The sequence below is a fragment of the Pseudoalteromonas sp. MMG005 genome, assembly GCF_018101015.1.
Classification (GTDB): domain Bacteria; phylum Pseudomonadota; class Gammaproteobacteria; order Enterobacterales; family Alteromonadaceae; genus Pseudoalteromonas; species Pseudoalteromonas aurantia.
In genome coordinates, this window is the sequence record NZ_JAGJEK010000027.1 from 1 (window position 1) to 14,851 (window position 14,851).

The following is a 14,851-nucleotide window of genomic DNA, read 5'->3' on the forward strand; positions in this document are numbered from 1 at the left end:
TGTTTCAATTACTGAAACGTCTGTCGTCGATATTTTAAGCGCAGTTACCTCAGGCAGAGCAGCAAGCCTTTTTAGAAGGTCAGTTGAAATTGCATGATAGCCCGCTGCATCAGGGTTGTTATAAGGCATAATTGTTACGCCCGCTTCTTTTGCAGCCGTTGCAGAAAGTGCATAGTATGCATACATTTCTTCATCAGAAGGCACTTCTTTAGTCTTTGGCGGCATGACCATCACGGTATCTACGCCAACTGTTGCGAGTTCTTTAACTATTTTGGCAATCTCTTCTTTAGTTTCTGCCGCTGCTCCACTGATTAATGGCACATTGAACTCTTTAGCTATATCAGAAAGGGCTTTAAGTAAAGAAAGACGCTGTTCAGAGCTTAGGTAGCTATTCTCACCTAGGGTACCAGAGCCGACAAGTCCACCCATTCGGCTTCCGCCTTTTCCCTGAACTTTTAAAATATCTGCTGCGTATTTTTGTGTTGCATCAAAGTCAATTTCAAGGGCACCGTTTTCTGACTCTTTAAGCCAAGTAAACACGGCCGGCATAACCGTATATCGCCAATCTGTATTATTTGTTTCCATCATATTTCCTCTTATTTAACGGATACAGTTTTTATTGTATACATTATACAATAAAAGGTGCATCAATTAAATTACTTTCGGCAAAGCCGGAAAATTATTGGGTTACGTCTTCAATAGGCTTAAATCAAACGCTTAAAGTGTATTACAGGTCAACTTTAGTAGACCTTTTAATTCTTTAATTTTTATTGATTTTTTGAGCGTATTCAATCATTGCACTGCCATTTGAACCTTTTATTAAAACAAACTCCCTCTAGTGGAAAAGTTTTTTCAATTGAAGTTGTAAAGCCTACCTTTGTATTGACAACAGAGCCTTAAAGTCAGATTCGTAACGGTTGGCTCGGTAATCCTCCCATTTTAGTCAACAATCACTCACCGCTTATGGCTATGAGGCTGTAGAACGAATTCTTTAAGGAATTGGTTCTCGGCATTCTAGGTTGTTCTTTTTTAAACTTGAACGCGCATGTTACTGTGATTAATTAGAGAGCATTCACCCTCGGTAAATTGTTATGGCCAACGATATAACCATGATTAGGCTGGTGAAGCGGCGTTAATGTAAAAAGTCATAGTCGAAAATATACACAAGTCCGTGGTTATTTAAAAGACTATCAAATAGACCTACTGCAACAGTAATGCATGTGAAAAACTCTAATGAAAATATGTCGGCACGTGTTGTTTTAAAATGAAGGCTAAAATAGATAGCCCAATGGGGCGAAAAGTGCTTTTTACATAGGAGTGCTCATCAGTTGAGTACATCGAGCCTGCTCTCCTTAAGGTAATAAGCGAAATATTACGCTCAACACAGATATGAGTAAACGGACTTTACGGTGGTAATCGAGAGTAAACGCGCTACGGCAGTTGTATTGCTTGGTGCATAATATAGAAAAAGCGACAAAACAGGGTACCTTAAAAGAGTAGGATCTTTTTAATTAAAATAAAGCCACGGAAACCAGCCTCAAAAGACCTATAAAACAGCGCTCAAATAAAATAATGAATAACACTCTAGAAAGTCACTAAATAATTGAATAAAAATAGAAATCTAGCTAAGGTTGATACCTCAAGAAAATAAATTTAAACGAGTAATTCTACAGGCTCGTTATGTTCTTCGGAGAGTTCATGAGTATTATCTGCCTTGAAGGCGCGAGTGCCGTAGGCAAAACTACAGTGAGTAGGTTATTAGAACAGAAATTTGGCTATATAAGAGTCGCTGAAGTAAATGAACTTTTTAAAAGGTCGACAAACGAATCAAGTACTTGGTATTTTGAGCGCCAAATAGATAGGTGGAAATTGGCACGAGAAGTATCAAAAAAAGGAGGTATTGCAGTATTAGATGGAGATCCATTCCAACCTGTTTGGTATAACTGGATATTTGCTAATGACGGCCTTCAACCATTAAATGAGGTGTTTGATTTTTACCACTGTAAAATTCAGAGGGGCGATATCGAATTTCCAAATAAATATATTGTACTTAATTCATCGCATTCTGAGCTGAGTAAAAGAAAGGAGTCTGATCTAACACGTTCTAGAAGACATTTTGATAAACATTTGCATCTTATTGAGCCACAATCTGAATACTTTGAAGCTATGCGTGGTGTAAGTTCTAATTATGTTGAGTTCATTAAATCCGATAAGCCTAGTAATGTAGCAAATAAAATTGCAAACTTAGATAAACCAGCTAATAAATTAAACAGTTTAGAAGTATTAAACGCAATGAGTCGCTTCGTAAAAAGTCGAACATAACGAGCCTGTAACAGGTTCTGTGTAACGGCCATTTAATTGCTATGGACAGGACTTTTTATAGGTTTTTAGATGCTAAATTATTGAATGAAAGTAGAAGTTTAGCTAAAGTTGAGACATAAATAAAAATATATTAAAACGAGTAATCCTACTGGCTCGTTATGTGTTTATAAGAGCTTATTGATGTATCGAAATTTGTTAAAGATAACTGTAGTCTTATTTTTCCTTTCAGGTTGCGCCGAAAGAGTCATAGATATTACAGACCAAGAGGGAAAAATCGTAGGTGGATGCAATGCTGGTTTTGATTGGCATTTTTATGGCCTTCAAGATTCTATTGATTATATGCTTTACGAATGCGCCAAAGAGTCAATAGCAAAAGGTTTCAATATATCAGACGAAAGGCTCCTTACCCTTGATTTTACTTTGCCACAACCTCCAGCAGGTGAGTCATGGAATAAAAAACTCGCGATGCAACATTTCCATCAGAACAGGATTACTGAAAGAAAGTTGGGTTATGTTCTTGCTGCTATAGAATACGAATATCAGAAGGTTGCTTGGCCCGCAGAAGAGGATTTAGCTGATGGTAAAATCACTCAGGCTGAATTTAATAAAATAATTAAAGATGCCAAATTTAAATGGCTTGGCGAATAAGGCTATAAAGCAGTTAAATTACACTCTCGTTTTCACTGCGTTCAACATTTTAGAAACTATAGATTTATCGTTAGTAGATTTCCCCTTATTGAGGATTATAAATACAAGGCAGGTTCAATGAAAGTTTTCACCATAGTTTTCACCATAGCACTACTGTTCATAGCTTTTAATCTATCAGCTAAAGAGGAGAGAGGCGTTGTTGTAAAAATACTGCCAGATCCTTTGACTTTAGATTCAAGCTGTAAAGCAATGGCAGATTTAGTTGCGCAGGATTTTTCAATTTTGTATGCCTGTAAAGATTCTTTTCAGCGTATGTATTTTTATAATTTTCGTTTAAATAATATAGATTTAGTGGCTGATTTTAAGAAGAGTTCAACTGATGTTGTCGTAAATAAAAGTCAGTTTAAGTCTTATACGCTCTATGAGCTAACGGCTAAAAACCCTGACAATAAACCGATAAAGTTTGTTTCTTATTGTACCAAGGAGTTGTGTCTCGATTTGGTTAGCGATAATGAATATGAAAAATCAGTTCAAGCGTCTATTACATCACAATTGCGTGGTTAGTATTTATATCTAGCTGCTTTTGTGCCCGAAATACATCTACTCATGTTCGTGTTGAGCCGTTGCTATAAATAATTTACAGACCGTAATCTTTCTAAGAAGGCGTGCTTTTTGGGCCGCATTGTAGTGGCACAATAAATCAAACAATAACAAAATACAGTTGGCTTTTCTTCTTTCGTCATTTACTCTAACTAACTGTATTTTTTCATGTAATCATGATGTTGTAAGTATTGAAGGATTGTTAGGTATGGATAAACATGGAGTTGAAGCGCAAATAAAGTTGGATAAGCTCAATAAAAAGCTCGCTTTAGAGGACGAATTTAACAACCTTAGACCCAGTTTACGAGGCAGCGTTTTGAGGTTGCTGAGTACAATTATATCGTTGTTCTTTGTCGTTTGGTTATTCCCTGAGGTTATAGACCAACCGGTTTCATATGTATTACTTCTGCTGATTTTTGGCACTTCAGCTGAAATATTCCATGAAAGTAGGCGGATAAATAAACGTATGGATACCTTGTACAGGTTGTTGAAAAATGATGCATAGCATATAGAAGCCTTAAGTCTGTCAACAGGCATTCAATGTTAATTAACTGTTTTCCAAGCAAGGTTATTCATTATAAATCACTAAAATCTCATACATAAAATATGGCTGAAAAGGGATCAAATGCCTTGCGTCATAATATTAAACAGATAATAAAAGTGATCATTATGTGCCGTCATGCTTTAATTTGAGGCCTAGTTTTAATTTTGAGATTTGATAGTCACTATCAAGAAATAGTTAAACAATTGAATAAAAATAGGAACTCCGATATGGTGAATCCATAAATTAAGGCCATATGAGTGCGGGTAGTTGCACTGGTTCATTAAATTACAGGGAGGTTTTTAAGATATGAATATGTTTTTAATCGCTGCTGGCACATTGAGTGCGATTGCAGCGCTCTTGCATTTAGGTTGTATCTATTTTGGTGCAACTTGGTATCGTTTCTTTGGTGCAGGGGAACAAATGGCGCTTCTTTCTGAACAAGGAAGTATTCAGCCAACCTTAATCACGAGCGGAATAGTATTCGTTCTTTCTACGTGGTCGTTGTACGCATTTTCTGCGGCAGGTGTTATTTTCAAGCTGCCTTTAATTCGCTTAGCGCTTATATTGATCACAATGGTTTATTTAGCTCGAGGGGTGGCAGGGTTTTTCTTCATGACTTCTCCAATGGGGCGTTCGCCTGAGTTTTGGATGTGGAGTTCTATTATTTGTTTGTTTTTTGGTGTTGTACACCTCATAGGGTTAAAGCGGCAATGGGCAAGTTTATGAGAAAAGTCTGAGCGGATTCAAGTTGGGCTTCAATATATGTATCACACGATAGCAGCCAAAAAGTGAAGTCTTTATGATTGTGTATAACGCTTCTGGGTGAGCTGTTTTGTTTATTGAAGCATTACTCATTACAGATTAAAACAGGGAGAAGTATGAAGTATTTAGCGTTCTGCGTTATATGGGCGTCGACTGTAATTGGGGCAAGTAATACTAGCAATAAGGTCAATCAATAAAAAACGTAGTTTAAGGTACACTATTTTATGCTACGTAGCAGGGGGGTCTTATGACACACAGAGGAACAGTGATATTTTTCTGCGCTAAAATGGGAGCTGGAAAATCAACTCAATCTAAAATCGTTGCCTCAGCCCACAATGCAGTACTTATTAGTGAAGATGAGTGGTTATCAATACTATATCCGAGCCAAATTAATTCATTTGAAGATTATATTAGCTTCTCGGGGCGATTGAGACCTTTAGTAAAACAACATGTGCAAAATATATTAAGCACTGGCACAAATGTAGTCATGGATTTTCCAGGCAATACTAAAAAGCAACGTGCATGGTTTAACACGCTGACTTCAGAAGTGGGTGCAAAAGCCGAGCTTATATATTTAAAAGTCAGCGATGAAACCTGTTTAAAGCACATAGCACAAAGGCGTATTGAACAACCCGCTCGGGCTGCTTTTGATACTGAAGCCATGTTTCATCACGTTACTCAGTATTTTGAAGAACCAGATATCAACGACCAGCAACATTTTAAGGTGACGATAAAAAGCGGTTAATGGGCATGAGAGCCATCAATTTATCGATGGCGCTTACAGTGATATTTTCGTGTTTGATTGTATTTTCTCAACATGCCGCCCCTCATGTTGATTTCTTCTTTCTATTTGTGAGTGGAGCTGCACAGCCGAAGTTTCTAGTAAATTCACTCAGTTTACCCCTGTAATTGCCTGTAATACTTTTTTCCAACTCTAGCGCTTATGCTTATTTAGAGATTTTAATATGATTTGGAAGCTAAGCAATTTGGCAAGTGCATTGTCGATGTAGGGAAACTAATCCACTATCGAACACATATTGTCGTTCTGATTTACCTAGCTCCGACACCTGCATATGTATTGTGACTTCCTATCTATTTGATCTCAGATAACCACACAAAGGAAAATCAACCGTTGAAACTGATTTTTCGTTACCAGCAAAGTAGCTTTGAAATAGTGTTAATATTCATGGAGAAAGTTAATGGCTAGAAAATTCTTTAAACCGTCACTGGGCCTTATTTACACAAGTTTGTTAGTAGGAAGCGCAGTGAGTCAGGCTGAAACTCAAATTCCCACCGATGCACAAGAAACCTGCACGGTGTCTGAAACAACCTTAAATAAATGGTTCGCACAAGGTGATATTACAAAAGGGGGTATGGTGTGGCCTGCGAATAGTTTAGACCCGGTGTTTGCTGATTTTGATGGTAACTCCCGTTGTGATTTTTACAAATGGGGTGCACAAATGTTTTTGTGGCTGTCATCGCCAGTGGGCAATGCTTATGTATTTGATGGCCCTAGCTTCTATGATGTTATTCACTCAGGTAGTGGCTTTAAAATGCTCAGCAATTCAGTTGATACATTGAATAACAACTTTAATATACGCACCTTAAAAGATGACGATCCGATTGATAGTACGGGGCAAGCGGGTGGCTCAGGGGTTCTTATTTCACAGCAAGATTCACTCACTTATTATGGCATTAACGTCAATGATGTGTTTGCTTATTACCGCACAGGTGAACAAGCCGGCGCATTTAAAGGGACTGACATTGCAACCGAATTCCCCAACACAATTCAGGGGCTGCGCCGAGTTGAAGATTTTGCTGGGCGCTCTTTTAAAGATGGTGAAGCGTTGGTGATGGAGATCAAAACTTCTTGGGTTGATGCTAGCACCGTTGATGCCAGTCAGTATTTAGTCATAGATGCTATGGTGCCTTGGTATAAAAAAGTCAGTGATACCAAATGGGCCTTGCAAGCAGATTCTGCTGTCAGTAAAAAGCTAGCGCTAGTGGGCATGCATGTTGTGGGTACAGTGAATGGCCACCCTGAAATGGTATGGGCCACATTTGAACATTTAGACAATGTACCTGATCAAGACTTCTATTACACCAATAATAAAGGTAAGCGTGTTGAACATGAGTTTGATTCAGAAGGAAAGTGGACCTTTACAAAAAGTAATACTAAGTCGACCACCAAAGTGAATGAGTATCAAGTTGTTGCTGGTAGTAAAACGAACTGTGTAATCGCAAAAACCTGCAATGTTGGTGATATTGTTGCTATTAATGATAGCAAAATCCAAGAAAACAATGTTATTCGTCAAGACCCTTGGGGAAGTGAGCCAAACAATAAAGACAAAGAGATAGTGAGTAACAACACAGATTTGATCTCGCTGAACCACTCTATTTTACCTTGGCTGAAAGGTGTGGGAGACGTGCGTGCCAATTACTTCCAAGTAGGGAGTATCTGGACGGCAAGAGGTGAGATCCCAAAAAATGGTAGCAGCGACGAGTTACGTGGCTCGTTGTCATTAGCCAACACCACAATGGAAACATTCCATCAGGCGTCATCAACATCACCGGTGAGCTTTAAGCCAATTAACTGCTTTGGTTGTCATGGCGTTACCTTACCGTCTACCTCAACACCACCACAAGAAGCATTTGATGTGAGCCATATATTTAGCAGCATCACTCCACTTAATGTTGAAAAGTGATTGCAGTGATACCATAAACCACGGTAGACCAAGCTACCGTGGTTTTTTATCGTCTTAGTCTATTAAGTTATTAAGAGTTTAATCTTCGAAGTAATGTTGCCATGGGCTGCCTGCGAATGTGTTTTTAAGTATGTGATAGTTTGTTATGCATTCAGATAATGGTCTATTTTCTAGTTTACGTACACCTCCAGAAAGTGTGTAAGGGCTTGCCCCTAAAAACTTTAGGACACGCGCGCATTCATTTTGAAAGTTATGTTGCAGCGACTCGTAAAGCACATCACAAGTATGATGATCCCCAAAGTGTAATTCGGCACGTTGGTGCCACTCATTAACTTCGGTAAAGTCTTGATGCAGTCTATTTTCATCCAATGTTAAAGAAGTGCTTGGTTTTTTATATTGATCAATATGCGCGTTAGGTGGGGCTTCTAGTAAACTGATATGTTGTAATTGCCGTGCGTCCCAATTGTGCCATTGCTGGCTATCTCGGGCTCGAACATGGGATAAATGCCGTCGTAGCAAATTTTCTCGACGTAAATGAATCACCTTCAAATCAGGGATTTCTTTGAGAATAGTCCAAATATCATTCCATCGTGCATTGGCTTTAATACCCGGAAACGCTTTTAAGGAAAAAGGGTGGTAGGCTTGCAATACAAAACCAACATGGCTCGTTTGAGTAGGGATCTTATTATATACCCAATCATCCAATACTTGCTGTGAAGACAGGCTTAACGAGTAGGGTAAGTTAGGGTTATCGGAATTAAACACTTCCGTTTGACAAACGATATGAGGGTGCGACTCTAATGCGGTACGTAGTAAATGTGTCCCAGAGCGAAGATAGGAGATAATAACAAACTTTTGATAACTCATCGGAATAAGGCCCCAATTTCTATTTATGGTGTTTTATAACTGAAACGATCATTATTAGTCTAAATACCTTGCCATAGCGCTATCCCAGCGATTTTGTGCTTTGAGTAATTGCACGAGTATTTCACGGACAGCACCGTGACCGCCGCGGTTTTGGCTGATGATATCTGCGTATTGTTTGGCTTCGTCACTGGCATCGGCCACCGCAACGCCTATACCACATCTTTTTAGCAACGGAATGTCCATGACATCATCGCCTATGTACACACATTGTTCGGCGGTTAAGTTGAGGTCATTCAGGAGGGTATTAAATGCATTCAGCTTTACTTTTTCGCCAAAGTAGCAAGGCGATATACCGAGCTCGTCAGCGTGGTTACGGTTTGCTTGATCATTACGACCGGAAATGATCGCAACGGGCAAACCTTCTCTGATGGTCATTCTGATCATATGATCGTCTTTGGAATCAAAAAACTTGATAGCGTTGTTAGCGCCGTAGCCTACTTGGCCATTTGTCATAACACCGTCAATATCGAGAATGACTATTTTGATTTTTGTGGCTTGTGGGTGCAAGGTAAACTCCTGTTAAGTGATGTTATCTGTGAGTTGACGATATAGTTCATCATCTTGGACTTGACGTAATAGTGCTGAAAAGTTGTCGATATTGTGTTTCAGATCCGTTGGGTTTTGTTTCTGGCTGCGCGTTGTTAATGCATGAGGCGCTATTGCTAAAAAATAAAACAGTTTTTCTAGGGTGTCTTGCTGTGTGAGGGTTTCATATTCTAATTTAAGATAAGGCTGTTTTGACTGCGTCAAGCGGTCTGTTATTTCTTGATAAAATGCTCGATTCATCGCGATGTCTTGCTCTAGCTTGGTTAATTCTACGGTTACTTGCGTACTGGTATTTCCAATCGGCAAAGTGCGTACTGTTGGGGCGTGCTCTTGCAGACCATAGCTTTCCCATATGCCATTTTTTTCAGCAATCAATTTCGAGACATGGACTTTTACTTGATTGTTACGATGCAAGACGATTTTTTTGATACTTGGATCATTTAACGCATAATCAAACACCTGCTGATTTTGTTTATGCGTCATCTTAAACCCGACGCAAGGCATACCTTGAGCATGTGCCCAAGTTCGTGCAAGGAAACCGAGTGGATCTTTATCTCGCTGTTGTTGGTTGATGGCTAAGCTGAACTCGGTGTCTCTGAGTGACAATGCGTAATGAATTCCCTCAGGGTTATACAATTCGTGGTGGCATAATACTGAGGGATGTGAGTTAAGCATGCTACTTAACATATTACTGCCGCTGCGAGGCGCGGCTAATATGATAAAGCGGCAATGTGGTGTCTTATAATCACGCAAAGGCGGGTGCCTCCACTTGTTGTGTCATCGAGCGTAACGAATTTAGTACCTTGAGTTTTTGTGGCTCAATGAGATAAATCGCGCCATCATAAGACGATACAGCATAATGCTTGCCATGCTTAATGATAGAACTGATCCCGTTTTGGGCGATTGTTTCTCTGATAATAGCGCCATCTTTTAATGAAACGCGCAATAACTCTCCCCAGTAGTTAGTGACAATAACCACTTCTGGAGAAATGAAACACAATGATTTAGGCGAGCGTCGCCCTAAATGTATGGTGTGATATAAAATACCATCGTCGATACCATGTATTTTTAGAGTAAAATCTCGCCCTGTGCTAGCAATAAATTGACCAGAAGGGTCTATGTCAACATCATCAATGATAGCAGTATGACCTTTATATTCTTTTAACAATTTGCCATTAAAGTCCCAGCTCATGAGAGTGCCTTCGGCACAACAGCTAACCCCAATGGCACGAGTTGGATGAAGTGCCAACGCTTTAATTGCATTATCATGTGCGGGGATCTTATTGAGTAACTCCCCATCATGACTTAAATGAGCAAGCGTCCCGCTGTAGCAAGCTACAAAAATTTCACCTTGATGAGCGGTTAAGTGTGAAGTTCGAATGCTGTTAACAGGGCCTTCATTGAGCGCAATACATGAGGTTTGCTTGAGGTTTTCTGCGTTTTGCTGAAACAGGTATAAATGTTGATTATGTGCCCCAGTAATGACATTTTGTCTGGTTGGGCAAAAAGCCACGGCATTCATTAAAACTCTACCGAGTTCTGGAAGCTGTTTGGCTTGCCAACTGGCGTTATGTTCATCTAACACGCCAATACGGACCACGCCGTCATCACTGACCATGACAAGCTGCTGGTCATTTTTAGAAGCCAGATCGTTAAAGCAAGGGTTACCTGGTGATTGTGAGTTTTCACCCAACTCATGAATGCACTCTCCTGAGTGCGCATTCCATACTATTACGGTGCCATCAAAAGTACCCGCGACGATATTTTTACCGTCTGTAGACCAATTAAAAGAGCGCTCCCATAGGGCTGGGTGGCTGGCCAGTTTTTGTTTTTGGTGAAACGTTGTGTGATCCCAAATTAAGATCTGTTGATCGTAGGCGGCGGAAAGAATATCCCCATTTTCGGGTGACACCGCGACTTTTTTAATGGCTGAATGGTGCCCCGGAATTTCTGCAATTAGTTGATTATCATTGATATTAAAAATTCGGATGACACCATCATCACAACCCAATACCACCCGATTATGTAACGCATCTATTGCACAGGTGTCAGTTTCAGTGTCAAAAGGCCCTATTTTTGCTAGCGCCTCACCCGTTTCTACATCCCAAATTCGCAAAGTCATATCATCACCCGACGTGTAGAGTTTGCCGTTTAGGTAACTAATTGACAGTACATCTTTTTCATGGCCGAGAATAATACGTTTAATGGCACCTTGGGTCAGGTCCCAAATAATGATGCGCCAATCTCGTGATACAGAGGCACCGAGCTCATCGCTAATAAAAACAAAGTCTTCTACATCATCGTCATGTCCTTTGAGCACCAAAGCGAGTTCCTGTTTATTAAGGTCCCAAAGGTATAAGTTATAGTCTGATGAGGCAGTGACCGCGTAACTGCCGGTTTGATTGACGGTCACTCGATTAACCAAGTGCGCGTGATACCCTAACAAATTCACTTGCGCACTGTTTATATCGAAAAGAGCAACAGCACTGTCATACCCTGATGTGATAATTTTGGTGCTATTAGGGATCTGTGCTGCACAGGTAATAGGGCCTCGGTGGCGTACAAATGATGTCGTTTCCATATATAATTCCTTGCTAAAATAGCATCTCAATGTGGTGATGTTTCTGAGGGGTTAATTGATCATATTGGTGCTGATTAAACACTTGAAAATATTGTTGTGCACTTAGGCTATTTACAGCGATATTATTGTGGTCAGCACCATTAATTTGGCAATTAGGTGCGGTGTTTGACAATTCAGTTATCCAGTCCAAATAATGTGCCTTGCGCTCTGCTGCGCTATAGTGCCAATGACTGTAAATGGTAAAAAACGCATTACTCCACCAAATATAACTGGCGTTATACTCACTCAATGCTTTCAGCAAATTTTGTCTATCTTGCAATAAATCACAATGTAAATATTGATGTGGTAACTGGCGACACTGCTGCCAATGTGTCTGGAATGCTTCTGGACCGCCCCATTTCTCTAATTCCTGCTGCCAGAGAGATTCCATATCATGCCAGTCTAGAGTACTGGGCGTTGCGCCGTACCAGAGCTGATAAAATACCTCTGGTTCCGGAAAGTGTTTAAATAACTGACGAACAAAATCAGGAAAGTTGTTTCCATCCCAATGCTCAATAATGTAGCGGCGAATTTCTAGAGCTTTTAAGCTGTAGTCAAATAGCACAACGTGTGTGTTTTCATGAAATCCTTGTGTAAACAATATGCGATAAGGTTTAAAGCCAGCAGCGACACTAAATACCGCATCAAGGGGATTATTATTTGTTTGAACCAGATCTTGATAAGATTCAATATTAAATAAGAAAGCGCCTTTTTGGGCATTGTTTAGCTGCTTTTTGATCCGCTGTATAAACTCAGTTTGAGCTCGAGAAAGGCCTTTGGTATCGTCAATTTTATCAACGGGCAGACCTATTAGTTGGCCAAATTGATTGTTCTGTGATTCTTTGGCTAGATCAAATCGGCAGTTATTAATGGACTCACCAAATCGGATCAAGGGTAAGTTGTGCTCGAAACTGGCTTGAATAAAGTGCCACCCGGCATGATGGGTGATGCAATGGTTTTTTGCTTCAGTATCGCCAAATTTAGGGTGTGCCAGTTGTCGATAGCACGCTAAGTTCACGAGTAGACAATCAGTATTTAGACCACAGGTGTCGTGCTCAGTGATAATGGGCTCTCCGGCGACGAGAAAATTGGGACCGCTGATTATACGTTGTATACCTTGATAGAAACCCTCTTGGCGCCAATGAGATAAATACCATTGCTCATCGATAACATGACCAACATGTTGTATCAAGCAATAACGTGCAGAAGTGTGAGCGGCTTCTGTAAGGAGCTGATCAATATTGTTGTGTTCTATCACATTGCCATGATAGCCATAGCGTGACCAAGCGAGGGTCAGCGCTCTTAGCTTTTTCTGGTCATATTTAGCTTGCTGTGATTCCTGATTGAGTAGTGCAAAGATTAGCTCATTCATTATATGGCCACCCCGTATTCTGTTTGGGTATGGAGTGACTGTGACATAGACGCTGATAATAAGATCCCTTCACCGTACGAGCAGGCTGTTATTTCATCGGCAGCGAGCCCTGGAAGTACTTCGGTGGCAGCTCTAATCGCACTTGTAATACAGACTGTGCGTACATAAATGGTGAGTAAATCGACCACACCTTGCTTGATAAAGGAATTAACAAGCTGTAGCCCCCCTTCAACTAGGATTGACTGAATGCCGTGTTCATTGAGTTGTGCCAATGGGTGAGCGAGTTGGTGATCTAACGCCGTGATCAAAGTATGTTCAGTGGTCAGTGTGTTTTTGACATGGCCGATAATATAGGTTTTTCTCTCGTTTTGTTCGTTGTTTAAGGGGCAGTAATGTTGGCCGGAAAAAATGATCCTAGCGGGTTGTTTTATTGGCTCTCTGCCTAAAATATTGTGTCGAGCTGTTAGTTTTGGCGTATCGTTTAGCCAAGTTTTTGCGCCAACAGCGACAGCACAATATTTTTCTCTTAACTCATGAACCCGTTGCCAGTCTTTCGGGCATGAGATGGAAATAGATTCACCATTGTTACCCGCGGTGCAAGCTTGGCTATCAATAGCAAAATTCACGTGAATAAAAGGGCGGTCAGTGGCGGACTTATTATCTGATACTGAGCTTGCGCTGTGTTGCTCTGTTTTTATGAGGTGGCCCATGTGTTGTTGTTTGGTTTCTAGATATGCCGCTGAGTGAAAATTGGCTTCACAGACGATGGGAATTCGACCTGATACAGTGATGCCAAGTTCACTGAGGTTTTTCAACTTCAATGGGTTGTTGGTCAGTAGCCGAATCGAAATGACATTGAGGTGATTGAGGATGTCTCGGGCATCTTCATAGGTTCGACTGTCTATCGGTAAGCCAAGTATGCGGTTTGCTTCTATGGTATTGTGACCTTTTTCTTGTAGTGCGTACGCACGGATCTTATTACTCAGACCAATACCACGGCCTTCTTGCGGTAAGTACAATACAACGCCCCCGTTTTTGGCAATATAGTCCAGTGCAAAATCAAGTTGTTGTTTACAATCACACTTCAGCGAACCGAGGGCTTCAGCTGTAAAGCAGGCTGAATGAACACGAACTGGCAAATCTTTTTGGCCGTTGATATCGCCGGCACAAATAGCTGTGACTTCTTGATTTTGCTTGTTCCGATAGATTCTGACACTAAAAGTGCCTAGCTCCGTTGGTAATAGGGTTGTTGCTTCATGGCGCATTTATTCACCTCATTTAACTTACTTAATCTATATTCCTTTGGTCGATGGTCAGGAATTTTCTCAGTGGCTATTGGGCTGTTGTTGGGGGTGTTTACCCAAGTTCATATTGCTCAAGTGAATGTAGATGCTTAAAGTGATTATTTGTATTACAGGCCATTACAACAAACGAGTACCAGCGAGACTGTTAATTTTAGCAGTTGATTCATTTGATTTTTTAGGCGTTCAGGTCGTGTTACTCCGCCATTCACGGTAGCTGAAATTTTGGGTTTTATTCTTTTTGTTCAAAAAGGCGAATATCAATGGGCAAAAAAACAAAAGCGGAGGAGGGGTTTTATTTTATGTAAATAATAGGTTGAATATGTTTGGCAGTTGCACTGTATATACATACTTAATCAAATGAGTTATAAAATTATCATTAAGCACTTTCTTGTAATCAATGTGTTAGGTATAGAGCAGAAAAAGCCTATTTAGTATCACGATGGCGCTCACCGCAAATTATATGGCCGGCTTATGGGGTCAGCTCAGATGTTGGTACGTGCA

15 protein-coding genes are annotated in these 14,851 nt (G+C 40.3%); 8 read left to right on the forward strand and 7 right to left on the reverse strand.

The window, feature by feature from the left end; translation table 11 throughout:
• Positions 1 to 585 (reverse strand): dihydrodipicolinate synthase family protein (locus J8M01_RS19720; protein ID WP_211059119.1); only part of this gene is annotated, 585 nt, incomplete at its 3' end.
• Positions 586 to 1,698: 1,113 nt separating this feature from the next.
• Between J8M01_RS19720 and J8M01_RS19725 the strand changes: the two genes are divergently transcribed.
• The 7 genes from J8M01_RS19725 (at position 1,699) to J8M01_RS19755 (ending at position 7,581) form a co-directional block, all read left to right on the forward strand.
• Positions 1,699 to 2,322 carry an AAA family ATPase gene (locus tag J8M01_RS19725; RefSeq protein WP_211059065.1) on the forward strand — a complete coding sequence of 208 codons (624 nt, stop codon included), beginning with the start codon at positions 1,699 to 1,701 and terminating at the stop codon, positions 2,320 to 2,322.
• A gap of 180 nt (positions 2,323 to 2,502) precedes the next feature.
• Complete coding sequence (locus J8M01_RS19730) at positions 2,503 to 2,970, forward strand: hypothetical protein (protein ID WP_211059066.1); 468 nt, start codon at positions 2,503 to 2,505, stop codon at positions 2,968 to 2,970.
• Positions 2,971 to 3,087: 117 nt separating this feature from the next.
• On the forward strand, positions 3,088 to 3,534 hold the full coding sequence (locus J8M01_RS19735; RefSeq protein WP_211059067.1) for a hypothetical protein: 447 nt from the start codon (positions 3,088 to 3,090) through the stop codon (positions 3,532 to 3,534).
• Positions 3,535 to 3,778: 244 nt separating this feature from the next.
• A complete protein-coding gene (locus J8M01_RS19740; protein ID WP_211059068.1) occupies positions 3,779 to 4,075 on the forward strand; it encodes a hypothetical protein in 297 nt (98 codons plus the stop codon).
• 345 nt (positions 4,076 to 4,420) lie between these two features.
• Positions 4,421 to 4,840, forward strand: a complete 420-nt coding sequence (locus J8M01_RS19745; protein WP_211059069.1) for a hypothetical protein — start codon at positions 4,421 to 4,423, stop codon at positions 4,838 to 4,840.
• A gap of 283 nt (positions 4,841 to 5,123) precedes the next feature.
• On the forward strand, positions 5,124 to 5,621 hold the full coding sequence (locus J8M01_RS19750) for an ATP-binding protein (protein WP_211059070.1): 498 nt from the start codon (positions 5,124 to 5,126) through the stop codon (positions 5,619 to 5,621).
• A gap of 454 nt (positions 5,622 to 6,075) precedes the next feature.
• Complete coding sequence (locus J8M01_RS19755) at positions 6,076 to 7,581, forward strand: hypothetical protein (RefSeq protein ID WP_211059071.1); 1,506 nt, start codon at positions 6,076 to 6,078, stop codon at positions 7,579 to 7,581.
• Between the two features lie 78 nt (positions 7,582 to 7,659).
• Here J8M01_RS19755 and J8M01_RS19760 read toward each other — a convergent pair whose 3' ends face one another.
• The 6 genes from J8M01_RS19760 to ribA are packed head-to-tail and all read right to left on the reverse strand — an operon-like array spanning position 7,660 to position 14,311.
• Complete coding sequence (locus J8M01_RS19760) at positions 7,660 to 8,448, reverse strand: sulfotransferase (protein WP_211059072.1); 789 nt, start codon at positions 8,446 to 8,448, stop codon at positions 7,660 to 7,662.
• Between the two features lie 54 nt (positions 8,449 to 8,502).
• The gene (locus J8M01_RS19765) at positions 8,503 to 9,015 is read right to left on the reverse strand and encodes an HAD hydrolase family protein (RefSeq protein ID WP_211059073.1); all 513 of its coding nucleotides are present in this window, start codon (positions 9,013 to 9,015) and stop codon (positions 8,503 to 8,505) included.
• Between the two features lie 12 nt (positions 9,016 to 9,027).
• Complete coding sequence (locus J8M01_RS19770) at positions 9,028 to 9,807, reverse strand: hypothetical protein (RefSeq protein ID WP_211059074.1); 780 nt, start codon at positions 9,805 to 9,807, stop codon at positions 9,028 to 9,030.
• Positions 9,800 to 11,635: a WD40 repeat domain-containing protein gene (locus J8M01_RS19775; protein ID WP_211059075.1), complete on the reverse strand. Its 1,836-nt coding sequence runs from the start codon at positions 11,633 to 11,635 to the stop codon at positions 9,800 to 9,802. The genes J8M01_RS19770 and J8M01_RS19775 overlap by 8 nt, the downstream gene beginning before the upstream one ends.
• 13 nt (positions 11,636 to 11,648) lie before the next feature.
• Positions 11,649 to 13,046 (reverse strand): hypothetical protein, encoded by a 1,398-nt coding sequence (locus tag J8M01_RS19780; protein WP_211059076.1) that lies wholly within the window; start codon positions 13,044 to 13,046, stop codon positions 11,649 to 11,651.
• Positions 13,046 to 14,311, reverse strand: a complete 1,266-nt coding sequence (gene ribA, locus J8M01_RS19785) for a GTP cyclohydrolase II RibA (RefSeq protein ID WP_211059077.1) — start codon at positions 14,309 to 14,311, stop codon at positions 13,046 to 13,048. The genes J8M01_RS19780 and ribA overlap by 1 nt, the downstream gene beginning before the upstream one ends.
• On the opposite strand from ribA, the gene J8M01_RS19790 reads away from it, so the two are divergent.
• Positions 14,303 to 14,443, forward strand: a complete 141-nt coding sequence (locus J8M01_RS19790) for a hypothetical protein (RefSeq protein ID WP_211059078.1) — start codon at positions 14,303 to 14,305, stop codon at positions 14,441 to 14,443. The two genes, ribA and J8M01_RS19790, sit on opposite strands and share 9 nt — an antisense overlap.
• Positions 14,444 to 14,851 lie beyond the last annotated feature (408 nt).